This window comes from Micromonospora fluostatini, from assembly GCF_050410825.1.
GTDB classification, from domain to species: domain Bacteria; phylum Actinomycetota; class Actinomycetes; order Mycobacteriales; family Micromonosporaceae; genus Micromonospora; species Micromonospora rosaria.
Map to the genome: position 1 here is coordinate 1,745,654 of NZ_CP191251.1, position 22,171 is coordinate 1,767,824.

The following is a 22,171-nucleotide window of genomic DNA, read 5'->3' on the forward strand; positions in this document are numbered from 1 at the left end:
CGGTCAGGGGGTGGGGACGCCGAGGCGGTCGAGCAGGCGGCGGCGCAGCGCGCCGAAGGCCGGGTCGTCCGGGGTACGGGTGGGTCCGAGCGGCACGGGCAGTTCCTCGGCGATCACCCCGCCGTCGAGGACCAGCGCCCGGTCGGCGAGCAGCAGCGCCTCCTCCACGTCGTGGGTGACCAGCAGGGCGGCGAAGCCGTGCTCGGCGCGCAGCCGACGCAGCAGGCCCTGCATCCGCAGCCGGGTGAGCGCGTCGAGCGCGCCGAACGGCTCGTCGAGCAGCAGCAGGTCGGGGGCGCGGACCAGGGCGCGGGCCACGGCGACCCGCTGCGCCTGGCCGCCGGAGAGTTCGGCGGGCCAGGCCCGCTGCCGGTCGGCGAGCCCGACCTCGGCCAGCGCCCGGTCCACCCGCCCGGCCACGTCCGGCCCGGTGAGGCCGAGGGCCACGTTGTGCGCCACCCGCTTCCACGGCAGCAGCCGGTGTTCCTGGAACACCACGGCGGCGGTGCCGTGCACCGTGGTCTCGCCGGTCGCCTCGCGGTCGAGGCCGGCGAGGATCCGCAGCAGGGTGCTCTTGCCGGAGCCGCTGCCGCCGAGCAGCGCGACCACCTCGCCGCCGGCGATGTCCAGGTCCACCCCGGCCAGCACGGTGGTCGGCCCGAACGCCCGGCGTACCGCCCGCGCGGTGAGCACCGGCGGGGCCGGGGTCAGCTCGCGCGCAGTCCGCGTCGCCACGTCAGTGTCCTCCTCTCCGCCACCCGCAGGGCGAGGTCGGACAGCAGCCCCAGCAGGGCGTAGACGACCAGGCCGAGCACCACGACGTCGGTCTGGCTGAACTCGCGGGCCTCCATCATCAGGAACCCGATGCCGGTCTGGGCGTTGACCTGCTCGCCGACCACCAGGCTCAGCCAGGCCGCCCCGATGGCCAGCCGCAGCCCGAGGAAGAGCGCCGGCAGCGCGCCGGGGAGCACCACGTGCCGCAGCCGGGCGAGCAGCCCCAGCCCGCAGGTCCGGGCCGCCTCGACCAGCCGTTCGTCGATGTCCCGGATGCCGGCGTAGGTGTTGAAGTAGATCGGGAAGAAGGCGCCGAGCGCGACCAGGCTGATCTTGAGCGACTCGCCGATCCCGACCCAGATGATGAGCAGCGGGACGAGGCCCAGGTGGGGCAGCATCCGGGCCATCTGCACCGGCGGGTCGACCAGGTCGTCACCGAGGCGCAGCAGCCCGGCCACGGCGCCCAGCAGGAGGGCGAGACCGCCGCCGATCAGCAGGCCGAGGCCGGCCCGGGTGAACGAGTCGAGCAGGTGGGTGGCGAGGGTGCCGTCGCGGGACAGCCGCCAGCCGGTCGCCAGCACCGCGCTCGGCGCGGGCAGCTTCTCCGGCGACAGCAGCCCGGACCGGGCGGCGGCCTCCCAGACGGCGACCAGCAGGACCGGGCTGGCGGCGCGCCGCCACCGCCCACCCGGCCGGTACCGCCGGCCGGGGCGGACCGGCGCGGGCCGGGCGGCCCGCTCCGGCGCCTCGGCCAGGACCGTGCCGCTCACCGCAGGACCTCGCTGTACCGCTCGTCGATGCGGGAGCGGATGTCGACCGGACCGGGTACGAGGTCCAGGGCGACGAAGCCGTCGGCGATGGCCTGGAGTTCGTCGCCGATGGCCGGGGTGACCGGGGCGAGCGGCTGGGCGCTGCGCGCGAGGGCCCGGTGCGCGGTCTCCTCGGGGATCTTCAGCTCGGGGGCGAGGATCCGGGTCCGCTCGTCGGGGTTGGCGATGCCCCAGTCGGTGACCTCGCGGAACGTCCGCAGGAACGCGCCCAGCTCGGCCGACCTGCTCGCCAGCACCTCGGGGGAGGCGAGCAGGTACTGACGGTTGCTGGCCAGGCCGGTGGCGTCGGCGAGGATCCGCACGTCGGGCCGCTCGGTGAGGGCGAAGTACGGGTCCCAGATGATCCAGGCGTCGACCTGCCCGTTGTCGAAGGCGGGTCGCCCCTCGGCCGGCTTGAGGTACCGGACCTCGAGGTCGGCGAGGGTCATCCGGTTCGCCTCGAGGAGCTTGACCAGCAGCCAGTGCACGTTGGAGCCCTTGTTGAGGGCGACGGTCCGGCCCTTCAGGTCGGCGAAGGTGCGGTACGGGCTGTCCGCCTTGACCAGCACCGCCTCGCCCTGCGGGACCGGCGCGGAGGTGCCGACCACGGAGAAGGGGATCTTGCCGGCGGCGGCGAAGACCGGGGGGGCCTCGCCGACCTCGCCGAGGTCGATCGAGCCGGCCTTGAGCGCCTCGGTCAGCGCCGGCCCGCTCTCGAACAGCGACCACTGCGCGTCCGGGGCCGCGCCCCGCGCCTTGACCAGGCTCAGCCCGCCGAAGCGCTGGTAGCCGATGCGCAGCGGGCCGGGGTCGCCGTCGCTGGCCCCGGCGTCGTCGCCGCAGCCGGCCGCCCCGCCGACCGCGACCAGCGTCACGGCGGTGAGCAGGGCCGTGCCGAGGCGGCGCCGGGAGATCGGGTGGGACCAGGGCGGGGTACGCATACGGACTCCTCAACGGTCTGTCGGTATCGATGTCGGTGTCGGCGCCGGATCGACGGGCGTCGGGGCGGATCAGTAGCCTACTAATCCGGTAGGTTTTATCGATAGTCTGTTCGGGTGGTCGTCCCGGCCATCAGGAACGCCCGCCCGTCGACCGCACCCCGACCCCACCCGCTCATCCGGAGGAGCCCCCGATGTCGCTCACCTTCCACTGGTTCCTGCCCACCTCCGGCGACAGCCGGGGCGTCGTCGGTGGTGGACACGGCGTACCGGTCGGCGCCGCCGGCGCGGTCCGGCCGGCGAGCGTCGCCTACCTCGGGCAGATCGCCCGCTCCGCCGAGCAGCTCGGCTTCGTCGGCGTGCTCACCCCGACCGGCGCCTGGTGCGAGGACGCCTGGCTGACCACGGCGATGCTGACCGAGGTCACCGAACGGCTGAAGTTCCTGGTCGCCTTCCGCCCCGGGCTGCTCTCCCCGACCCTGGCCGCCCAGATGGCCGCCACGTACCAGCGCCTCTCCGGCGGTCGGCTGCTGCTCAACGTGGTCACCGGCGGCGAGTCGGCCGAGCAGCGCGGGTACGGCGACTTCCTCGACAAGGACGCCCGGTACGCCCGTACCGACGAGTTCCTGCACGTGGTGCGCTCGCTGTGGCGCGGTGGGACGGTCGACCACGACGGGCCCCACCTGCGGGTCGAGGGGGCCCGGCTGAGCCGCACGCCCGACCCGGTCCCGCCGGTCTACTTCGGCGGGTCGTCGGCCGCCGCCGGCCCGGTTGCGGCCCGGCACAGCGACGTCTACCTGACCTGGGGGGAGCCGCCCGCCCAGGTGGCCGGCAAGCTCGACTGGATCCGGTCCCTGGCCGCCGAGGCCGGTCGCCGGCTGCGCTTCGGCATCCGGCTGCACGTCATCGCGCGGGACACCGCCGACGAGGCCTGGGCGCAGGCCCGCCGGCTGCTCGACGGCATCGACGAGGCCGACGTCCGGGCCGTCCAGGCCGGACTGCGGCGCAGCGAGTCCGAGGGGCAGCGCCGGATGCTCGACCTGCACCACGGCTCCCGGGACGACCTGGTGGTCGCGCCCAACCTGTGGGCCGGCGTCGGCCTGGTCCGGGGTGGCGCGGGCACCGCCCTGGTGGGCAGCCACGCCGAGATCGCCGATCGGATCGCCGAGTACCACGCGCTCGGCATCGAGGAGTTCGTCCTCTCCGGCTACCCGCACCTGGAGGAGGCGTACTGGTTCGGCGAGGGCGTCCTGCCCATCCTGCGGGCCCGAGGCCTCTGGCACCCACCCACCGACACCCCCACCCCCACCCCCGCCCCCACCATCCCCTTCGCCCCCACCCCCACCCCCACCCCCACCCCCACCTCCTAACCCCCGCCTCCCCGCCCCAGCCCGGTTGCGTGATCATGGGGTTAGCGTCGGTCCGAGCTCCGGCATCTCACGCAAACTCCATGATCAAGCCAGGAGAGGGTGGGGGGCGGGGAGGGGAGGGGGAGCGGGGGGAGGGGGGAGCGGGGGGAGGGGGGTTATGCGGGTTGTTGGAATGTGCGGGGGAGGTGGGTGAGGGCGGCGCGGGCGTACCGGTGGTCTCCCTCGTCGAGGCCGAAGGCCAGGTCCTCGACGAGCGCGCACCGGGCGTGGAAGGCGGCCCGGGACAACGCTCCGTCGTCGAGCAGGCCGGTGAGCGCGTCGCGGATGCGGGCCGCCGGCCCCGGACCGAGGTCCCGGTAGAGGCGGCCGAGGTCGCGGGCCGGGTCGGTGCCTGCCGCGTCCGACCAGTCGAGCACCCCGGTCAGCCGGGTCCGCGTCGGCTCGGCCAGCAGGTGCTCGGCGCCCAGGTCGGCGTGGCAGAACAGCCGGATCGTCGGCTCCGGTGGGGGCGTGGTGGCCAGGAACTCCTCCACCAGGGCGCGCTGCCCGGCGTCGAGCACCGGCGCGATCCGGGCCACCGCCTCGGCGGCCTCGGCCAGGTACCCGGACAGGGGATGGTCGTCCGGCTCGACCAGGTCCGCCGGGAGCGCGTACACGGCGGCGAGGAAACCGGCCACCTGCTCGACCAGCCGGTCGGGGTCGGGGCACGGCTCGGCCAGCAGGGACGTGCCGGGCAGCCGGCGGAGCACCAGCAGCCCCTGCTCGGGCGCGGCGGCGACGACCGTCGGCACCGGGATCGGGGAGACCCGGGCCACCGCCTCGAGGACCCGGACCTCCCGCTCCACCGCCGCCGGTCCGTCGTCGTCCTCCACCGGCCGGCGTCGCCGCACCACGAACACGCCGTCGAGGTCGTACGCGTCGTGGTCGGTGCCCGCCCCGAGCGGGGTGAGCGAACCGATCTCGTACCCGCCGAGCAGGCGTCGGACGGCCCCGATCAGCCCGTCCACGGGGCACCCCCCGGGTCGGCGGCGCCGGTGTGCCGGGACGGGTGGACGCTTCGCTGCGAGATCACCGGACGGACGGTAGCACCGGTGTCGCCGGTCAGCCCGAACGGCCCGGGAACCGTCCGCCCGTGGCCGACGACCAATGGGCGGTGCCAGCGGTACGCGAAAGGTGGGACCAGTGACCCGACCAGAACCGGCGGACGAGATCACCGGGTACGCGTTCGCCGCGGGCCGGGGCGACAGCGCCGCCGCGGCGGCGTTCGTCCGCGCCACCCAGCACGACGTACGGCGTTTCCTCGTGCACCTGTCCGGGGCACGCGAGGTCGACGACCTGGTCCAGGAGACGTACCTGCGGGCCTGGCGCAGCCTGCCCGGCTTCGCCGGCCGCTCCTCCGCGCGGACCTGGCTGTTCGCCATCGCCCGGCGGGTGGCCGTCGACCACGTCCGGGCGGCCGTGGCCCGTCCCCGGACCACCGGCGTCGCCGACTGGTACCGGTTCGCCGACGCGGCCGGCGCGCCGGCCGCGTCCGCCCCGGACGGCGAGGTCACCCTCTGGGGCCTGGTCGACGATCTGGTCCCGGAGCGCCGGGAGGCCTTCGTCGCCACCCAGGTCCTCGGCCTGTCCTACGCCGAGGCGGCACGGGTGTGCGGTTGCCCGATCGGCACGATCCGCTCCCGGGTCGCCCGCGCCCGGGAGGACCTCGTCGCCGCGCTGGCCGCCCCGGCCGCCGGCCCCGCACCGCAGCGTCAGCGCGGCGTCGGCTGACCGGGGCGCGACGTCGGCCGCCGGGGCCGGTTCGCCAGGTCCCCGGCGACCCGTCGGTCGAACCCGCCCGGCGCGGCAGCGGCCCGACGCCCCACCGGTCAGCCCACGGCGGGGCGGCGGTGGTCAGCGCCGGCCGGGGCGCGGTAGCGGTCGGGCGCGGGCGCCCCGACCGGCCGGAGCAGCGCCTCAGGCGGCGCGGCGGTCGGTGCGGGCCTGCGCGGAGTGGGGTGGGAGCAGCCGCAGCGGGGCCGGCGGCGGTGGGGCGTCGTCGGCCTGCAACCGCCACCGGGACCGCGACGGCCGCCGTTGCTCGGGCGGCGACCCGCCGGAGCGCAGTCCCGGCCGGGACAGCAGCACGGTGATCAGGTAGCCGCCCACCAGGAAGCCGTGGCTGGCCAGCCGGGGCATCGCCACCTGCGCGGTGAGCAGGTCGTTCACCGACAGCAGCAGCAGGGTCGCCACGAACGCGCTGAGCATGGGCAGCAGCCCGGCCGGGGGAGTCCGGCGCAGCGCGACGAAGACGAAGCCCGCGCCGACCGCGACGTTCCACGCCGCCGCCTCGTGCCACAGGTGCTGGCCGTTGAGGTGCACGTGGTCGGTCCCGCCCCGCCCGACCTGGACCAGGCCGAGGACCAGTTGCACCGCCCCGAGCAGGCCGAGCGCGGCGCGCAGCCCCGCCACGGCGCCGGTCCGCCACCGGGGCCACCCCCCGTCCGGCAGCAGCCGGCCCCACCGCGCCGCCGGGCGCCACCCGGACCGGGCCGGCGGCGGCGCGGCGGCGAGGATCGCGTCGGTCAGGTCGGGCACCGTCGGCGCCAGCCGGGTCCGGGACCGCCGGGTGACCCCGGCCGCCAGGTCCAGCCAGGTCCGGCAGCCCGCGCAGGTGTCCAGGTGCCCCTGCGCGGCGGCCCGCTCGGTGGGCGTCTCCTCACCGTCCAACTGTGCCGACAGGATCTCCCGCCACTGCTCGCACCCCATGTTCCGATAGTCGCTCATCAGGGCTCCCCGGTTCCCGCCGGGCGGCCCGGACGCGCCGGTGGATCGTCGTGACCGTGGCCACCGGCGGTGTGCCCCGGGACGGCGGACCGGCGATGGTCGCCCGCCCACCCGGGGGTCGGTGACCGCTGGTGACCCGCCGACTACGGGCCGAACGCGGTCAGGAACCGGTCCCGGAAGGCGTCCATCCGCCACACCGGGGCCTGCGGACCGGGCCGCAGCCCCTCCGTCCAGCCCCAGCCCGCGATCCGGTCGAGCACCGCCCGGTCCCGGGTGACCAGGGTGACCGGCACGTCCCGGCTGGCGTTCGGGCCGGTGATCACGGGGGCGGGCTGGTGGTCGCCGAGGACGACCAGCACCAGGTCGTCGTCACCGTGCCGCTGCACGTACGAGACCAGGGTGCGCAGCGAGTACTCGATCGAGCGCCGGTAGTCGGCGCGCATCCCGGTGGTGGTGCGGGTGACGTCCTCGGCGCCGCCCTCGGTGGCCCGGTGGTAGACCGAGCCGTCACCCACCTCGGCCCAGTCCACCGGCCGGGGTCGGGGGGTCCACGGGGAGTGACTGGAGACCAGGGCGATCTCCGCCATCAGCGGTCCCCGGTCGGCCCGGGACCGCTCCAGCCGCTCGAACGCCGACAGCGTGTACTGGTCCGGCACCGGGGCGTAGCTGAACGTCGGGCCCCGGTACCCGAGGGTCCGCGAGTCGTGGAACCGGTCGTAGCCGTAGAACCGCCCCTCCGGCCAGGCCCGGGTCACCGCCGGCATCACGCCGACCGTGGTCCACCCGGCCCGCTGGAACGCCCGGTTGAGGGTCATCCGGTCGCTGGCCAGCAGGCTGCGGTGCCGCTGCTCGTTGTCGATCCACAGCCCGGACAACGTCGTGGCGTGCGCCAGCCAGCTCCCGCCGCCGGTGGTCGAGGAGGTGAGGAACCCGCTGCGCGCGCCGTACCCGGCGGCGGCCAACCGGCGGTCACCGTCGGCCAGCACCGCGCCGACGCCCCCGGCCAGCTCGGGGTCCTGCACCGCGTCGCGGCCGTAGCTCTCGACGAACGCCAGGATCACGTCCTTGCCCCGCAGGGCGGTCAGCAGCTCCTCGCCCGGCGTGTCGGCGAACGGGTCGTCGGTCACCTCCGCGCCGAAGGTCTCCCGGTCCCGCAGCCCGGCGCGTACCTGGGCGGCGTGCGCGCCGACCAGCCGGGTGGTGCTCCGGTCGGCGACCGGTACGGCCGGCACGATCCGTACCCCGAACGCCGCGACGACCACCCAGACCACGGCGAGGGCCGCGACGGTCCGGACCGCCGGCCCCCGGTGCCGGACCGCGAGCCGGGTCAGCCGCAGCGCGGCGAGCGTGCAGGCCACGAGGAGCACGAGCCCGAGCAGCACCGCCGCGACGACGGCGGCGGTCGCGCCGCCCCGGCCCACGGAGTCGGCGAGGAAGGCCACCGCGTCGTCGAGCAGGGTCCAGTCCAGGACCGGGTCGAACGGCCGGGCGAGGGTGGCGAAGAACCCCATGTCCATGACCTTCAGGACGCCGAGCAGGCCGAGGGTGAGCCCGACCAGCCCGGCCAGCACCCGCCGGGCGACCGGCCGGGCCCCGAGCGCGAGCAGCACGGCGGCGGCGACGATCGGCTCCACCGGCAGCCGCAGGAACGCCCAGGGCGAGGAGCCGCCCGGGTGGTTCGGCGCGAGCAGCACGCCCAGCAGCAGCAGGCCGGCCAGTCCGGTGGTGACCCGGCCGGCCAGGGTCCGCCACCGGCCCCGCCCGGCCCCGGCACGGTCCGGGCCACGGCTGCCGCCCGCCGGCCGGGACGGCTCGGGGGCGGTCGGGCTGCGCAGGGGACGGATCAGGAACGACACACCGGGTCCTCTCGTGGGCGCCGGGATCCACCGGCGGATGTCGGGCGGGCCGGGGCGGTCCCGGATGGACCGTCCACCCGGGACGGTACGGACGGGGCGGCGGCGGTGCCGGCCGCCCGGGTCAGGTGGGACGCGACACCGGGACCGCGCCGGCCGCCGGCCGGGCCGACCGGACGGCCACGGCGGCCGGCCCGGCAATCACCGGGCGGGCTGCCCGGGGGACCACGGCGCGGGCGGGCTGGACGACCACGGTGCGGGTCGGGCCGGCGGTCACCGGGCGGGCTGCCCGGGTGACCACCGTGCCGGCCGGGCCGGCCGGGGCCGCCGCCGGTCCGCCGGCCGGGCGGCGGCGCCACAGCCAGTGCACGTCCCGGCCGAACGACTCGACCAGCACCGCCAGCGCCAGCGCCACCGCGCCGACGGTCACCGGGGCCGGCAGCACGTCGGCCGTCGCCACCGCCAGCACCACGCCCTGCACCGCCGCGACCACCTTGCGCCACGTCCGGGGTGGCAGCGACCCGCGCAGCCACGGCAGCGGCCAGGCCGCCGCGACGAAGGCGTACCGCATCAGGCCGATGGCCAGCACCCAGCCGCCCGCCGACGGTGCGACGTGGACGCTGAGCACCAGGATGAGGAACGCGTCGACCTCCATGTCGAACCGGGCGCCGAGCGCGCTGGCCGTGCCGGTCCGCCGGGCGACCTGACCGTCCACCGCGTCCAGCGCGAGCGCGACGGCGGTCAGCGGCACCAGGACCGCGAGCGGTGCCACCGCGACGACCGGGTCCAGCACCAGCGCGGTCACGCCGCCGACCAGGACGGCCCGGCCCAGCGTCACCCGGTCGGCAGGGCCGAGACGCCGGCTGCCCTGACGGCGCAGCCCGTGACTGAGCGTCAGGCAGGTGACCACCGCGTACCCGACCCCGGCGGACCACCCCACCGGGCCGAGGCCGACGGTCGCGGCGAGCCCCGCCAGCAGGACGAGCTGGGCGATCAGTCCGAGTACCGGACCTGTTCGAACCGTTGGCACCGTTCCTCCGTGGCTATGATCGAAAGTTCGCTGACAGGGAACACGGGAGATTCGACCGAATGGTTCGCTGTGGATGCGGATCGGCGCCGCGGATGAGGAGAGGCCGATGACGCGCGAGGCGTACGCCTGCTGGCTGCGGTCGCCCGGGGTGGGCGAGATCCGCCCGGTGTCGGTGCCCGCCCCGGGCCCGGACGAGGTCCTGGTCCGGACCCGGTACACCGGGGTCAGCCGGGGCACCGAGACGCTGGTCTTCACCGGCCGCGTCCCACCCGACCAGTACGCCGCGATGCGCGCCCCGTTCCAGGAGGGCGACTTCCCCGCCCCGGTCAAGTACGGCTACCTCAACGTCGGGGTGGTCGAGCAGGGTCGGGCCGACCTGGTCGGGCGGACGGTCTTCTGCCTCTACCCGCACCAGAGCGCGTACGTCGTCCCCGCCGACGCGGTGGTGCCGGTGCCCGACGGGGTGCCCGCCTCCCGGGCGGTGCTGGCCGGCACGGTGGAGACCGCCGTCAACGCGCTCTGGGACGCCCCGCCGCTGGTCGGCGACCGGGTCACCGTGGTCGGCGCCGGGATGGTCGGCGCTTGCGTCGCGGCGCTGCTGGCCCGCTTCCCCGGCGTCCGGGTCCAACTGGTCGACACCGACCCCGGCCGGGCCGCGACCGCCGCCGCGCTCGGTGTCGACTTCGCCCACCCGGCGGACGCGGCCACCGGCCGGGACCTGGTGGTGCACGCCAGCGCCAGCGCCGAGGGCCTGCAACGCGGCCTGGACCTGCTCGCCCGGGAGGGCACCCTGCTCGAACTGAGCTGGTACGGCGACCGCCCGGTGACCCTGGCCCTCGGCGGGGCGTTCCACTCCGGCCGGTTGACCGTACGCAGCAGCCAGGTCGGCGCGGTCGCCCCGGCCCGGCGGGGCAGCCGGAGCTACCGCGACCGGTTGGCGCTGGCCCTGGACCTGCTCGCCGACCCGGTGTTCGACGCCCTGCTCACCGGCCGGTCGCCCTTCGCCGACCTGCCCGACGTGCTCGCCCGGTTGTCCTCCGGGCGGCTGCCCGCCCTCTGCCACCTGATCAGCTACGACGGGGAGTGACCTGTGTTCAGCGTGACCGTCCGGGACCACATCATGATCGCGCACAGTTTCCGGGGTGAGGTGTTCGGTCCCGCCCAACGGCTGCACGGCGCGACGTTCGTCGTCGACGCCACCTTCCGCCGGCCCGACCTGGACGCCGACGGCATCGTGGTCGACATCGGCCGGGCCACCGACGAACTGCGCGCCGTCCTCGGCGGCCTCACCTACCGCAACCTCGACGAGGAGCCCGACTTCGCCGGGGTGAACACCACCACCGAGGTGCTGGCCCGCACCATCGCCGACCGGCTCGCCGACCGGGTCCACGCCGGCGCGTTCGGCGACGGGGCGCGGGCGCTGACCGGCATCACGGTCACCCTGCACGAGTCGCACGTCGCCTGGGCCAGCTACGAACGGCCGTTGTAGCGCGTGCGACCCCACGGACCGGCCGGTCCCGCGCCGGCCGGCGACACCGCCCCGACCGCGCCCGCCGGCCCCGACCCGACCGTGGTGACCGCGACCGGCCGGGCGGTGCACGTGGTGCTGCCCAACGACATCGACGACCCGGCCACCCCCAGCGGCGGCAACCACTACGACCGGCGGGTCTGCGCCGGGCTCGCCGACGCCGGCTGGCGGGTGCACGAGCACCCCGTCCGGGGGACCTGGCCCGCGCCCGACGCCCCGGCCCGCGCCGCCGTCGACCGGGTCCTCACGGCGGTACCCGACGGGGCGGTGGTCCTGGCCGACGGCCTGGTCGCCTCGGCGGTGCCGGAGGTGCTGACGCGGCACGCCGACCGGGTCCGGCTGGTCGTGCTGGTGCACCTGCCGCTGGAGCACGAGGCCGAGGCGCGGGCGCTGGCCGCCGCAGCCGCCGTCGTCACCACCAGCGGGTGGACCCGCCGCCGGCTGCTCGACCGGTACGGGCTGCCCGCCGACCGGGTCGTGGTGGCCCACCCCGGGGTGGACGCCGCCCCGGTGACCGCTGGCGACGGGGCCGGCCCGGCGCTGCTCTGCGTCGCCGCCGTCAACCCGTACAAGGGACAGGACGTGCTGGTGGACGCCCTGGCGACGGTCACCGGCCGCCGGTGGCACTGCACCCTGGTCGGGTCGGTGACCGTGGACCCGGACTTCGCCGGCCGGGTCGCCGCCCGGATCCGGGCGCACCACCTCACCGACCGGGTCCACCTGGCCGGCTCCCGGACCGGGGCCGGGCTCGCCGCCGCGTACGCCGCCGCCGACCTGCTGGTGCTGGCCTCCCGCACGGAGACGTACGGGATGGTCGTCACCGAGGCCCTCGCCCGGGGCCTGCCGGTGCTGGCCACCGCCACCGGCGGGGTGCCCGAGGCACTGGGTCGGGCACCCGACGGCAGCCGGCCGGGGCTGCTGGTGCCCCCCGACGATCCGGCGGCGCTGGCCGCCGCGCTGCGCCGCTGGCTCGACGACGGCGACCTGCGGCGTGCGCTGCGCCGCGCCGCCCGCGCCCGGCGCGCCACCCTCACCGGCTGGCCGGCCACCTCGGCCCGCGTCGCCCAGGTCCTGGAAGGAACGACCGCATGACCGAGGAACTCGCCTTCGCGGACTGGCTGCGGCTGCGGGAGGAGGCCGACGGGGCGGCCCGCGCCGTGGACCTGGTCGAGCAGGTCCACCGCCGGCTGCCCGGTGCCGGTGCCACCGTGATCCACGACCTGGGCGCCGGCACCGGGTCGATGGGGCGCTGGCTGGCCCCCCGGCTGCCCGGCCCGCAACGCTGGGTCCTGCACGAGCGTGACGACGACCTGCTGGCCTCGGCCGTCGCCGGGCTGACCGGCGTCCACGCCGCCGACGGCACGCCGGTGACCGTCGAGACCCGTCGGGGTGACCTCACCCGGCTCGCCCCCGCCGACCTGGACGGCGCCGCCCTGGTCACCGCCTCCGCCCTGCTGGACATGCTGACCGTCGACGAGGTGGAGCGGACGGTGGCGGCGCTGGTCGGGGCCGGCTGCCCGGCGCTGTTGATGATCTCGGTGGTCGGCCGGGTCCGGCTCACCCCGGCCGACCCGCTCGACGCCGACCTCACCGCCGCCTTCAACGACCACCAGCGGCGGACGGTCGCCGGCCGTACCCTGCTCGGCCCGGACGCGCCGGCCGCCTGCGTCGCGGCGTTCACCCGGCACGGGGTGACCGTGCGGACCCGCCCCAGCCCCTGGGTGCTCGGCGCGGACCGGGCGGCGCTGGCCCTGGCGTGGCTCGCCGGCTGGCTGGCCGCCGCCGTCGAGCAGCGGCCGGACCTGGCCGCCCCGGCCGCCGGGTACGCCCACCGCCGCCGCGCCGACGTCGCCGCCGGCCGGCTGACCGTGGTGGTCGACCACGTCGACCTGCTCGCCGGGTGCGGATGAGCGCCGGGTCCGGGGGTACCGGTCACCGATCGCGGTGAACCCTTCGGCCCCGGGACGCGTACCAGCAGGCAGACGTTCGTGATCTTCGGAGGGGGTTCCGGGTGGGAAGCGGTACCGGGGCCCGGTCCCGGTGGGCCTGGCTGCGCGCGGCCGCCGGGGTGGCGGTGCTCGGGCTGCTGCTGTGGCAGGTGGGCACCGGCCCGGTCCTGGCCGGGCTGCGCCTGATCGACGGCCCGGCCCTGGCGGCGGCGCTCGGCATCGGCGTGCTGACCACGGTCTGCTGCGCCTGGCGCTGGTGGCTGGTCGCCGGCGGGCTCGGCGTCGGGCTGCCGATGCCCGCGGCGGTGGCGCACACCTACCGGGCGGTCTTCCTCAACGCCACCCTGCCCGGCGGGGTGCTCGGCGACGTGCACCGCGCGGTCCGGCACGGCCGGGACGTCGGCGACGTCGGCCGGGGGATCCGGGCGGTGGTGTGGGAACGGGCCGCCGGGCAGGCGGTCCAGGTGCTGGTGGCGGTGGTGCTGCTGCTGGCGCTGCCCTCGCCGGTGCAGCGGTTCCTGCCGGTGGTGACCGTGGTGGCGGTGTCGGTCCTGCTGGGGCTCGCCCTGGTGGCCCGGCTGCTGCCCCGCCGGGGGTCGTCCCGCTGGGCGCGGGCGGTCCGGGCGACCGTGGCCGACGTGCGCGCCGGGCTGCTGGGCCGCCGGGTCTGGCTGGGGGTCCTGGCCGCCTCGGTGGTGGCGGTCGCCGGGCACCTGGCCACCTTCCTCGTCGCCGCCCGGACCGCCGGTGCCGACGCCCCGCTGACCCGGCTGCTCCCGCTGACCCTGTTGGCGCTGCTCGCCATGGGGCTGCCGCTGAACGTGGCCGGGTTCGGCCCGCGCGAGGGCGTGGCCGCGTGGGCGTTCGCCGCCGCCGGCCTGACCGCCGCCCAGGGCGTCGCCACCGCGATGGTGTACGGCGCGCTGGTCCTGGTGGCCAGCCTGCCCGGCGCGGCGGTGCTGCTCGCCCGGCGGATCGATCCGTCTGCCGACGGGCGGGGTGGCGCGGTGGGTGGTTGAGTGTCCGTACACCGGTACGAAGGTGTCGGCCTGGCCGGCAGCGTCCGACGGAGGAGCCACATGTACCAAGCACTGCCTGTCGCCACGATCCGTACCCAGGTCACCGTGCCGCTGCGGTTCCCCGACGGGTACGCCACCACCGCCCGGGTGTTCACCTTCGACGGGCTGGTGGACGGTCGGGAGCACCTCGCGCTGGGGCTGGGCGACTGGCCGGCGGCGGTCGAACGGCAGGCGGCCGGTGGTCCCGCCGCGCTGGTACGCCCGCACAGCGAGTGCCTGACCGGTGACGTGCTGGGCAGCGAGCGCTGCGACTGCGGGCCGCAGTTGCGCGAGGCGGTGGAACGGATCACCGACGCCGGTGGGCTGCTGCTCTACCTGCGCCAGGAGGGCCGGGGCATCGGCCTGTACGCCAAACTCGACGCGTACGCCCTGCAGGACGCCGGGCTGGACACGTACGAGGCCAACGTGGCGCTCGGGCGCGGCGAGGACGAACGGGACTACACCGTCGCCGCGCAGATGCTGACCGCTCTCGGGGTGTCCCGTATCGCCCTGCTCAGCAACAACCCGGACAAGGCGGAGCAGCTCAACCGGCTCGGCACCACGGTCGCCGAGATCGTGCCGACCGGGGTCTTCCTCTCCCCGGCCAACGCCGGGTACCTGGCCGCGAAGGCGGGTCGCGCCCGTACCGCCGACCTGCCCTTCGTCGGGTGAGCCCGGCGGCGTCCGGCGGCGCGCCGGGCCACCGTCGGGCAGGCACCGACGGTGGCGGCGGGAAGGGGCCGGTGGGGCCGGCCGAGGCAGATCGGGCCGGTGCGGTCCGGCAGCGACGCACAGGGGGAGCCGAGCCGGTGAGTGAGCGACCGTACGTACTGCTCAGTTGCGCCACCTCCATCGACGGGTACATCGACGACGCCACCGACGAGCGGCTGGTGCTGTCCAACGACGAGGACCTGGACCGGATCGACGCGGTACGGGCCGGCTGCGACGCGATCCTGGTCGGCGCGGGTACGGTGCGCCGGGACGACCCCCGGCTGCTGGTGCGGTCGGCCGGGCGGCGGCAGGCCCGCCTCGCGCGGGGGCGGCCGGCCTCACCGGTCAAGGTGACCGTCACCGGCAGCGCCGACCTGGACCCGACGGCGCGGTTCTTCACCACCGGCGAGGGCGACAAGCTCGTCTACTGCGCGTCGGGGTCGGTGGAGAAGGCCCGGGAACGCCTCGGCCACCTGGCCACCGTGGTGGACACCGGCGACCCGGTCGACCTGGAGCGCACGCTGGCCGACCTTGCCACCCGGGGGGTGCGCCGGCTGATGGTGGAGGGCGGCGGGACCGTGCACGCGCAGTTCCTCACCGCCGGCCTCGCCGACGAACTGCACCTGGTGGTCGCCCCGTTCTTCGTCGGGGACTGCCGCGCCCCCCGGTTCGTCCAGGAGGGCCGGTTCCCGTGGCACTCCGGCCGCCGGGCGCGGGTGGCGGAGGTCCGCCAGGTGGGGGACGTGGTGCTGGCCCGCTACGCCCTCTCCGAGCGGTTCGGTGAGCCCTGACCGTGGCCCGTGCGCGCTCGCGGCGGCGGGCCGGTGACCCCGCTGACCGGCCGTTGCGCCGCCGGTCGGACGGCATCTGTACGGACTGCTGCCCGCATCTGGCAAGGGTGTAGCCTGAGGCGCCCCGCTCGTCAGCCGACGGCGTTCGGCGGTCCGTCGCGGCCTCCCTCCGGGTGGCCATCCCGCAACCGATACGGAGGTCGCCGGCACAGTGGCCGTACGCGGTAGCGAGTACAGTCGCCGGTCCTGTGTCTACTGGCCGCTGGACCGCGGCGCGCGGGTCCCGGAGCTGGTCGGGGCCGAGTTCGCCTGCCTGAGCGGGCTCGTCGACGACGTACCGGTGCCGACGGCCTTCTGCGTGACCGCCCTCTCGCCGCACGACCTGTTGCCGGCCGAGACCGACGACCTGTGGTCGCTGCTCGACGCCGCGCACACCCGGATGCAGAAGATCACCGGGGAGGTCGAGCCGCGGCTGGTGGTCCGCCGTGGTGGGGGTGGCCCGCTGCCGCAGGTCAGCGACCCGCCCACCATTCTCGACGCGATCGGGCTGGACGGGCTCGCCGAGGCCGTCCACGAGGTGCTCACCTGGCCGGCGGCGACCCGGGTCACCGATCCCCGCCTGCCCCCGGAGGCGCTCGGCGGTCGGGGCCGCTCCGCCGTCCTGGTGCAGGCCCTGCTGCCGGCCGAGGTGAGCGCGCGGGTCGGCCTGCACCGGTCCGCATCGTCCACCGGCCGGTCCGGGCCGGACGCGCCGGTGCCGGGCCGACCCGACCCGGACGCCCTGATCGGGGTACGGGCCGCCTGGGGGTTGGGCGAAGGGCTCGGCGACGAGGAGACCCCCGCCGACACGTACCTGTTCACCGAGAACCTGCGGCTGATCCAGCAGCGGATCGCGCGCAAGGACCGGATGACGATCTTTTCCGACGGCGCGGTGCTCAAGGCCCAGGTCCCGGCGCGGCAGCGGCTGGTGACCTGCCTCGACGAGCAGCAGGCCCGCCGGGTCAGCGCCCTCTACCTGCACGTGCGCCAGCGGTTGCGCCACGACGTGCGGATGAGCGTGGTCAGCGTGGCCGGCGATCTGGTCGCGGTCTCCTGCACCCCCGCCGGCTGACCGGTCACCCGCACCGCGAGACCCGTCCGGCTCCGCACCGCCGACCATCGTGGCCGGACGCGGCGGCGGTTTGACATCAAGTGCGGTTGAGGTCGGAGGCTGGGTCGGCCGGGGGACGCCCCCGGCCGTGCCGACCCCGGCGGGTACGGGGGGTCGGGGCCGGCACGTCGACCGACCGGAGGAGCGGGCATGCCGCAGCTCGACGCCCAGGTGCTCTGGCTGACGCCGGGGCAGGTGGCGCAGCGCGCCGGGGTGGCCATCTCGGCGCTGCACTACTACGAACGGGTCGGCCTGATCCGCAGCCGCCGGACCAGCACCAACCGCCGCGAGTACCGCCGGGACACCCTGCGCGTCATCGCGTTCATCCGGACCGCGCAGCGGCTGGGCCTGTCGCTGCGTCGGGTGAAGGAGTCCCTCGACCAGTTCCCCGAGGGGGAGGTGCCCACCGCCCGGGACTGGGCCCGCATCTCCCGCCAGTGGCGCGACGAACTGACCGGCCGGATCGAGGAACTGACCGCGTTGCGGGACAACTTCTCCGACTGTATCGGCTGTGGCTGCCTGTCGCTGACCTCGTGCCCGTACTCCAATACGGACGACGTCCTCGGCCGGGAGGGGGCCGGTCCCCGGTGTTTCCCCGACACCACCCCGGCCGCCCGCCGGGCCCGCGCCGCCGACCATCCGGCCGAGCCGGTCGACGTCCTGCCGGCCGGCGCAGCCGCCTGCGTGCCGGTCGAGCCGGTCGCCTGTGTGCCGGTCGACCCCGTCGCGTGTGTACCGGCCGACCCCGCCGTCGGTGTGCCGGCCGGGTCGGTGTCGGGGCCCGGCGCGGGTCGGCGGTGAGCGGATCCGGTGGGGAGGTTTCGCCGCCGGGGACGCCGGGGCATTGAGGGCGGGTGACGCGCCGCCGACCCGCGCCCCGTGGGGCGTGGGTGGCGGGCCGGCGGGCCGGGACCGACGCCCACCGGGTACGACAATTTGATCTCTTTCGTTGACATTGCCCCACTTGCACACCAGAATCGCTGTCTTCACCGCCCGGCGACGGAGGGACCGAGTCCGTGACCAGATCCAGAGTGGCCGCCGCGGTCGTGGCGCTCTCCCTCGTCGGGCTCGCCGGCTGTAGCGCGGGGGAGAGCGTCGACGTCGACGGGGGCGGGTCCACCGCCGGCAGCGGCGGGATCCTCGTCGCCGCCATCGGCGGTGAGCCGGACCAGCTCGACCCGCACCGCACCTCCGCCTACCACAGCTTCCAGGTGCTGGAGAACGTCTACGACACGCTCGTCGAGCCGGACGCCGACCTGACGATGGGGCCGGCCCTGGCCACCTCGTGGACCACCAGCGACGACCAGCTCACCTGGACCTTCACCCTCCGCGAGGGGGTGAAGTTCTCCGACGGCTCGCCGTTGACCGCCGAGGACGTCGTCTACTCCTACGACCGGATCGTCGACGAGAAGCTCAACGCGGCCTACAAGTTCGAGACCGTCGAGTCGGTGGCCGCCCCCGACCCGGGCACGGTGGTGGTCACCCTCTCCGCGCCCACCCCGAACCTGCTGGCCAACCTCGGCGGCTTCAAGGGCGTGGCGATCGTCAAGAAGGCCAACGTGGACTCCGGTGAGATCACCACCAGGCCGATCGGCACCGGACCGTTCGCGGTGGCGAGCTACACCTCCGGCGACAGCATCAAGCTGGTCCGCAACGAGCACTACTGGGCCGGCACGCCCAAACTGGACGGGGTCACCTTCACCTTCGTCTCCGACCCCACGGTGGCCCTGCAGAACCTGCGCGGCGGCGAGGTCCAGTGGACCGACAACCTGCCGCCGCAGCAGGTGCCGCAGCTCACCGGGAGCGGGGACCTGACGGTCAGCTCCGCCGCCTCGACCGACTACTGGTACCTCGCGCTCAACCAGGCCCGTGCGCCCTACGGCAACCCGGCGGTGCGCCGGGCGGTCGCGTTCGCCCTGGACCGGGAGGCGATCACCAAGGCGGCCAAGTTCGGCCAGGCCACGGTGAACCAGACCGCCATCCCCAGCGGCAGCAACTGGCACTACGAGTACGCGCCGTACCGGCACGACGTGAACCAGGCCCGGCAACTGCTCGACCAGGCCGGCGTCAGCGACCTGACCCTGGACCTGATGGTGACCAGCGAGTACCCGGAGACGGTCACCGCCGCCCAGGTCATCGCGTCCCAGCTCGGCGAGGTCGGCATCGACGTCACGATCCGGACGCTGGACTTCGCGCAGTGGCTCGACGAGCAGGGCAAGGGCACCTTCGACGCGTTCATGCTGGGCTGGCTCGGCAACATCGACCCGGACGAGTTCTACTACGCCCAGCACCGCACCGGAGGGCCGTTCAACTTCCACAAGTACAGCAACCCGGCCGTGGACCGGCTGCTCGACCAGGGGCGTACCCAGACCGACGAGGCAGCCCGCAAGCAGACGTACGAGCAGGCGGCCAAGCAGATCGTCGACGACGCCAGCTACATCTACCTCTACAACCCGGACGTGGTGCAGGGCTGGTCGAAGCAGGTCACCGGGTACCAGGTCCGGACCGACCGGGCGATCCGGTTCCGCGACGTGGGCCTCGCCCGCTGAGGCCGGCGGGGAGGACAGGTGCTTCGGTTCGTCCTGCGGCGGCTGCTCCAGTCCGCCGTCGTCTTGCTCGGGGTGACGCTCGTCGTCTTCCTGCTGCTGCAACTGGTCCCCGGTGACCCGGTCCGGGTGGCCCTGGGCACCCGCTTCGACCAGGAGACGTACGACGCGCTGCGGGAGCGGTCCGGGCTGGACCGACCGCTGCTGGCGCAGTACCTCAGCTACGTGGGGCACGCGCTCACCGGTGACCTGGGGGTCAGCTTCCGCTCCGGCCAGCCGGTCACCACGATCGTGCTGGAACGGCTGCCCGCGACGCTCTCCCTGGCGGTGACCGCGGTGCTGCTGGCCCTGCTGGTCGCCGTCCCGCTCGGCATCGTCTCGGCCGTGCGCAGCGGCTCGCTGGTCGACCACGCCGCCCGGGTGTTCAGCCAGTTCGGGGTCTCGGTTCCGGACTTCTGGATGGGGATCATGGCGATCCTGCTCTTCGCCGGGGTGCTGGGCTGGCTGCCCCCGTCGGGGTACGTGGCGTTGACCGAGGACCCGGCCCGCTGGGCCTCGCACGTGATCCTGCCGGCCGCGGCGGTGGGGCTGGTCACCGCCTCGATCCTGACCCGGTTCATCCGTTCGTCGGTGCTGGAGGTGCTCGCCGAGGACTACGTCCGTACCGCCGAGGCCAAGGGGCTGCGCGGCCGGGTGGTGGTGCTGCGGCACGTGCTGCGCAACGCCCTGATCCCGGTGGTGACCGTGGTCGCGGTGCAGGTGGCGAGCCTGATCGGTGGGGTGATCGTGATCGAGGTGCTGTTCGCCTGGCCGGGGATCGGCCGGCTCACCTACGACGCCGTCCAGGCCCGGGACTACCCGGTGCTGCAGGGCGCGGTGCTCTTCGTGGCCAGCCTCTTCCTGCTGGTGAACCTGCTGGTGGACATCCTCTACGCCCGCCTCGACCCGAGGATCACGGTCCGATGAGCCGCCGCGAGCCGGGCGGGACGCCGGCCGAGGTGCGGACGGCACCCGACACCGGGGCGGAGCCGGTCGTGCCGGGCGGGGACGACGGCAGCCTGCGGCGGGCCCTGGCGGCGCTGTGGCGGGACCCGCCCGCGGTCGCCGGCACGGGGGTGCTGCTCCTGCTGGTGGTGGTCGGGGTGGCCGGGTCGTGGCTGGCCCCGGCCGGCATCAACGACGTCGACGTCGACCGGATGCTCCAGCCGCCGAGTTGGGAGCACCCCTTCGGCACCGACGAACTGGGCCGGGACGTGCTCAGCCGGGTGCTGGTCGCCGCCCGGGTCTCGTTGCAGGTGGGGCTGGTCAGCGTGGGCATCGCCCTGGCCGTCGGGGTGAGCGTCGGCCTGCTCGCCGGCTACTACCGGGGCTGGGCGGACAGCGTGCTGATGCGCGCCATGGACGTGCTCTTCGCGTTCCCGGTGCTGCTGCTGGCCGTGGCGATCGTGGCGGTGCTCGGCCCCGGGCTGCTCACCGCCATGGTGGCGATCGGTGTGGTCTACACCCCGATCTTCGCCCGGGTGACCCGGGCCGGCGTGCTCTCCGTCCGGGAACAGGTCTTCGTCCGGGCGGCGATCTCCATCGGCGCCTCGGACCTGCGGATCATGCGCCGGCACGTGCTGCCGAACATCGCCGCCCCGCTGATCGTGCAGACCTCGCTCTCCCTGGCGTTCGCCATCCTCTCCGAGGCGGCGCTGTCCTTCCTCGGCCTCGGCGTCCAGCCACCCGCCCCGGCCTGGGGGCGGATGCTCTACGACGGGCGGGGGTTCGTCACCGACGCCTGGTGGCTGGGGTTCTTCCCGGGCGCGGCGATCTTCCTCACCGTGCTCGCCTTCAACCTGGTCGGCGACGCCCTGCGGGACGTGCTGGACCCGCGTCAACTCACCGTCAGCGAAGCGCGAAGGAGCACGTCGTGACCCGGGAGGTGCTCGCCATCGAGGAGCTGACGGTGACCCTGGGCACCCGCCGGGGCGCGGCCCGCGCGGTCGCCGGGGTGGACTGGTCGGTGGCGGCGGGACAGACCTTCGCCCTGGTCGGCGAGTCCGGCAGCGGCAAGAGCATGAGTGTGCTGGCCGCGACCGGCCTGGCCCCCCGCACGGCCCGGGTCACCGGCCGGGTCCGGCTGCTCGGTGAGGAGTTGACCGCGGTGCCGCCGCAGCGGCGTCGGCGACTGCGCGGCCGGCACGTCGGTTTCGTCTTCCAGGACCCGATGACCTCGCTGAACCCGGTGCTGACCGTCGGCCGGCAGGTCGCCGAGGGCTGCGAGGAGCACCTGGGGATGACCCGCCGGCAGGCCCGGGACCGGGCGGTGGAACTGCTCGACCTGGTCGGCATCCCGTCACCGGCGCAGCGGGTCGACGCCTACCCGCACCAGTTCTCCGGCGGGATGCGGCAGCGGGCGGTGATCGCCATGGCGCTGGCCTGCGAGCCGGACCTGCTGATCGCCGACGAGCCGACCACCGCGCTGGACGTCACCACCCAGGCGCAGATCGTCGAACTCGTCGCCGACCTGCAACGCCGCCTCGGGACGGCGGTCGTCTGGATCACCCACGACCTCGGCGTGGTCGCCGGGGTCGCCGACACGGTGGCGGTGATGTACGGCGGGCGGATCGTCGAGCAGGGGCCGGTGGACGCGGTCTTCGCCGCGCCGGGGCACCCGTACACCCGGGCGTTGCTGGCGGCCCGCCCCCACCCGGCGCACGCCGGCGGCGACCTGCCCGCCATCGACGGCTCGCCGCCCAACCCGTTGGACCTCCCCGCCGGCTGCGCCTTCTGGCCGCGCTGCCCGGTGCGCGGTGACGCCCGCTGCGCCGACGAGCTGCCCCCGCTGACCGAGGTGGCCCCGGGGCACCGGGTGCGGACCTTCTACCCGGCCCGGGAGGCACGATGACCGGCGGC

Annotated in this window: 20 protein-coding genes and 2 pseudogenes; 15 read left to right on the top strand and 7 right to left on the bottom strand. The window is 75.6% G+C overall.

All coding sequences use genetic code 11. The features are described from left to right. Nucleotides 1-3: 3 nt before the first annotated feature. Genes ACQUFX_RS07230 through ACQUFX_RS07240 form a run of 3 tightly spaced genes read right to left on the bottom strand, consistent with a single transcriptional unit; the run spans nucleotide 4 to nucleotide 2,524 of the window. Nucleotides 4-735, bottom strand: a complete 732-nt coding sequence (locus tag ACQUFX_RS07230; protein WP_428965257.1) for an ABC transporter ATP-binding protein — start codon at nucleotides 733-735, stop codon at nucleotides 4-6. Continuing rightward, nucleotides 708-1,544: an ABC transporter permease gene (locus ACQUFX_RS07235; protein WP_428965258.1), complete on the bottom strand. Its 837-nt coding sequence runs from the start codon at nucleotides 1,542-1,544 to the stop codon at nucleotides 708-710. The genes ACQUFX_RS07230 and ACQUFX_RS07235 overlap by 28 nt, the downstream gene beginning before the upstream one ends. Beyond that, the gene (locus ACQUFX_RS07240) at nucleotides 1,541-2,524 is read right to left on the bottom strand and encodes an aliphatic sulfonate ABC transporter substrate-binding protein (RefSeq protein ID WP_428965259.1); all 984 of its coding nucleotides are present in this window, start codon (nucleotides 2,522-2,524) and stop codon (nucleotides 1,541-1,543) included. The genes ACQUFX_RS07235 and ACQUFX_RS07240 overlap by 4 nt, the downstream gene beginning before the upstream one ends. 191 nt (nucleotides 2,525-2,715) lie before the next feature. Here ACQUFX_RS07240 and ACQUFX_RS07245 point away from each other — a divergent pair, with 191 nt between their 5' ends. Next, nucleotides 2,716-3,891 (top strand): LLM class flavin-dependent oxidoreductase, encoded by a 1,176-nt coding sequence (locus ACQUFX_RS07245; protein WP_428965260.1) that lies wholly within the window; start codon nucleotides 2,716-2,718, stop codon nucleotides 3,889-3,891. Nucleotides 3,892-4,046: 155 nt separating this feature from the next. Here ACQUFX_RS07245 and ACQUFX_RS07250 read toward each other — a convergent pair whose 3' ends face one another. Further along, complete coding sequence (locus tag ACQUFX_RS07250) at nucleotides 4,047-4,898, bottom strand: phosphotransferase family protein (RefSeq protein WP_428965261.1); 852 nt, start codon at nucleotides 4,896-4,898, stop codon at nucleotides 4,047-4,049. A gap of 175 nt (nucleotides 4,899-5,073) precedes the next feature. Between ACQUFX_RS07250 and ACQUFX_RS07255 the strand changes: the two genes are divergently transcribed. Next, nucleotides 5,074-5,661, top strand: coding sequence for a sigma-70 family RNA polymerase sigma factor (locus ACQUFX_RS07255; RefSeq protein ID WP_428965262.1), 588 nt, complete (start codon nucleotides 5,074-5,076; stop codon nucleotides 5,659-5,661). A 186-nt stretch (nucleotides 5,662-5,847) separates the two neighbouring features. Here ACQUFX_RS07255 and ACQUFX_RS07260 read toward each other — a convergent pair whose 3' ends face one another. The 3 genes and pseudogenes from ACQUFX_RS07260 to ACQUFX_RS07270 all read right to left on the bottom strand — a co-directional run bounded on the left by ACQUFX_RS07260 (nucleotide 5,848) and on the right by ACQUFX_RS07270 (nucleotide 9,540). Continuing rightward, entirely contained in the window at nucleotides 5,848-6,639 is a 792-nt protein-coding gene (locus ACQUFX_RS07260) for a zf-HC2 domain-containing protein (protein ID WP_428966882.1), read from the bottom strand. A gap of 161 nt (nucleotides 6,640-6,800) precedes the next feature. Beyond that, nucleotides 6,801-8,498, bottom strand: a pseudogene (locus tag ACQUFX_RS07265) (sulfatase); the annotation flags it as partial. A gap of 136 nt (nucleotides 8,499-8,634) precedes the next feature. Further along, entirely contained in the window at nucleotides 8,635-9,540 is a 906-nt protein-coding gene (locus ACQUFX_RS07270; RefSeq protein WP_428965263.1) for a CDP-alcohol phosphatidyltransferase family protein, read from the bottom strand. A gap of 106 nt (nucleotides 9,541-9,646) precedes the next feature. On the opposite strand from ACQUFX_RS07270, the gene ACQUFX_RS07275 reads away from it, so the two are divergent. The 13 genes and pseudogenes from ACQUFX_RS07275 to ACQUFX_RS07335 all read left to right on the top strand — a co-directional run bounded on the left by ACQUFX_RS07275 (nucleotide 9,647) and on the right by ACQUFX_RS07335 (nucleotide 22,163). Continuing rightward, entirely contained in the window at nucleotides 9,647-10,627 is a 981-nt protein-coding gene (locus ACQUFX_RS07275; protein ID WP_428965264.1) for a zinc-dependent alcohol dehydrogenase, read from the top strand. Nucleotides 10,628-10,630: 3 nt separating this feature from the next. After that, the gene (locus tag ACQUFX_RS07280; RefSeq protein ID WP_428965265.1) at nucleotides 10,631-11,029 is read left to right on the top strand and encodes a 6-pyruvoyl trahydropterin synthase family protein; all 399 of its coding nucleotides are present in this window, start codon (nucleotides 10,631-10,633) and stop codon (nucleotides 11,027-11,029) included. 84 nt (nucleotides 11,030-11,113) lie between these two features. Beyond that, on the top strand, nucleotides 11,114-12,160 hold the full coding sequence (locus ACQUFX_RS07285) for a glycosyltransferase family 4 protein (protein WP_428966883.1): 1,047 nt from the start codon (nucleotides 11,114-11,116) through the stop codon (nucleotides 12,158-12,160). Further along, nucleotides 12,157-12,978: an SAM-dependent methyltransferase gene (locus ACQUFX_RS07290; protein ID WP_428965266.1), complete on the top strand. Its 822-nt coding sequence runs from the start codon at nucleotides 12,157-12,159 to the stop codon at nucleotides 12,976-12,978. The genes ACQUFX_RS07285 and ACQUFX_RS07290 overlap by 4 nt, the downstream gene beginning before the upstream one ends. A gap of 101 nt (nucleotides 12,979-13,079) precedes the next feature. Then, nucleotides 13,080-14,036, top strand: a complete 957-nt coding sequence (locus ACQUFX_RS07295; protein WP_428965267.1) for a lysylphosphatidylglycerol synthase domain-containing protein — start codon at nucleotides 13,080-13,082, stop codon at nucleotides 14,034-14,036. A 60-nt stretch (nucleotides 14,037-14,096) separates the two neighbouring features. Next, nucleotides 14,097-14,747: a GTP cyclohydrolase II gene (locus ACQUFX_RS07300; protein ID WP_428965268.1), complete on the top strand. Its 651-nt coding sequence runs from the start codon at nucleotides 14,097-14,099 to the stop codon at nucleotides 14,745-14,747. 137 nt (nucleotides 14,748-14,884) lie between these two features. Then, the gene (locus ACQUFX_RS07305; RefSeq protein WP_428965269.1) at nucleotides 14,885-15,577 is read left to right on the top strand and encodes a RibD family protein; all 693 of its coding nucleotides are present in this window, start codon (nucleotides 14,885-14,887) and stop codon (nucleotides 15,575-15,577) included. 211 nt (nucleotides 15,578-15,788) lie between these two features. Continuing rightward, the gene (locus tag ACQUFX_RS07310; RefSeq protein ID WP_428965270.1) at nucleotides 15,789-16,688 is read left to right on the top strand and encodes a PEP/pyruvate-binding domain-containing protein; all 900 of its coding nucleotides are present in this window, start codon (nucleotides 15,789-15,791) and stop codon (nucleotides 16,686-16,688) included. 189 nt (nucleotides 16,689-16,877) lie between these two features. Next, nucleotides 16,878-17,315 (top strand): annotated as a pseudogene (gene soxR / locus ACQUFX_RS07315) (redox-sensitive transcriptional activator SoxR); the annotation flags it as partial. Between the two features lie 428 nt (nucleotides 17,316-17,743). Further along, nucleotides 17,744-19,276, top strand: coding sequence for an ABC transporter substrate-binding protein (locus ACQUFX_RS07320; protein WP_428965271.1), 1,533 nt, complete (start codon nucleotides 17,744-17,746; stop codon nucleotides 19,274-19,276). 18 nt (nucleotides 19,277-19,294) lie between these two features. Next, a complete protein-coding gene (locus ACQUFX_RS07325) occupies nucleotides 19,295-20,239 on the top strand; it encodes an ABC transporter permease (RefSeq protein ID WP_428965272.1) in 945 nt (314 codons plus the stop codon). A 68-nt stretch (nucleotides 20,240-20,307) separates the two neighbouring features. After that, nucleotides 20,308-21,189: an ABC transporter permease gene (locus ACQUFX_RS07330; protein ID WP_428966884.1), complete on the top strand. Its 882-nt coding sequence runs from the start codon at nucleotides 20,308-20,310 to the stop codon at nucleotides 21,187-21,189. Further along, complete coding sequence (locus ACQUFX_RS07335) at nucleotides 21,186-22,163, top strand: ABC transporter ATP-binding protein (RefSeq protein ID WP_428965273.1); 978 nt, start codon at nucleotides 21,186-21,188, stop codon at nucleotides 22,161-22,163. Before ACQUFX_RS07330 ends, ACQUFX_RS07335 begins: the two co-directional genes overlap by 4 nt. Nucleotides 22,164-22,171 lie beyond the last annotated feature (8 nt).

Excerpts from the sequence above, each read along its gene's own strand:
- ACQUFX_RS07245 (WP_428965260.1), top strand. The coding sequence starts at position 2,716 with ATGTCGCTCACCTTCCACTGGTTCCTGCCCACCTCCGGCGACAGCCGG.
- ACQUFX_RS07260 (WP_428966882.1), bottom strand. The coding sequence starts at position 6,639 with ATGGGGTGCGAGCAGTGGCGGGAGATCCTGTCGGCACAGTTGGACGGT.
- ACQUFX_RS07290 (WP_428965266.1), top strand. The coding sequence starts at position 12,157 with ATGACCGAGGAACTCGCCTTCGCGGACTGGCTGCGGCTGCGGGAGGAG.
- ACQUFX_RS07240 (WP_428965259.1), bottom strand. The coding sequence starts at position 2,524 with ATGCGTACCCCGCCCTGGTCCCACCCGATCTCCCGGCGCCGCCTCGGC.
- ACQUFX_RS07300 (WP_428965268.1), top strand. The coding sequence starts at position 14,097 with ATGTACCAAGCACTGCCTGTCGCCACGATCCGTACCCAGGTCACCGTG.
- ACQUFX_RS07275 (WP_428965264.1), top strand. The coding sequence starts at position 9,647 with ATGACGCGCGAGGCGTACGCCTGCTGGCTGCGGTCGCCCGGGGTGGGC.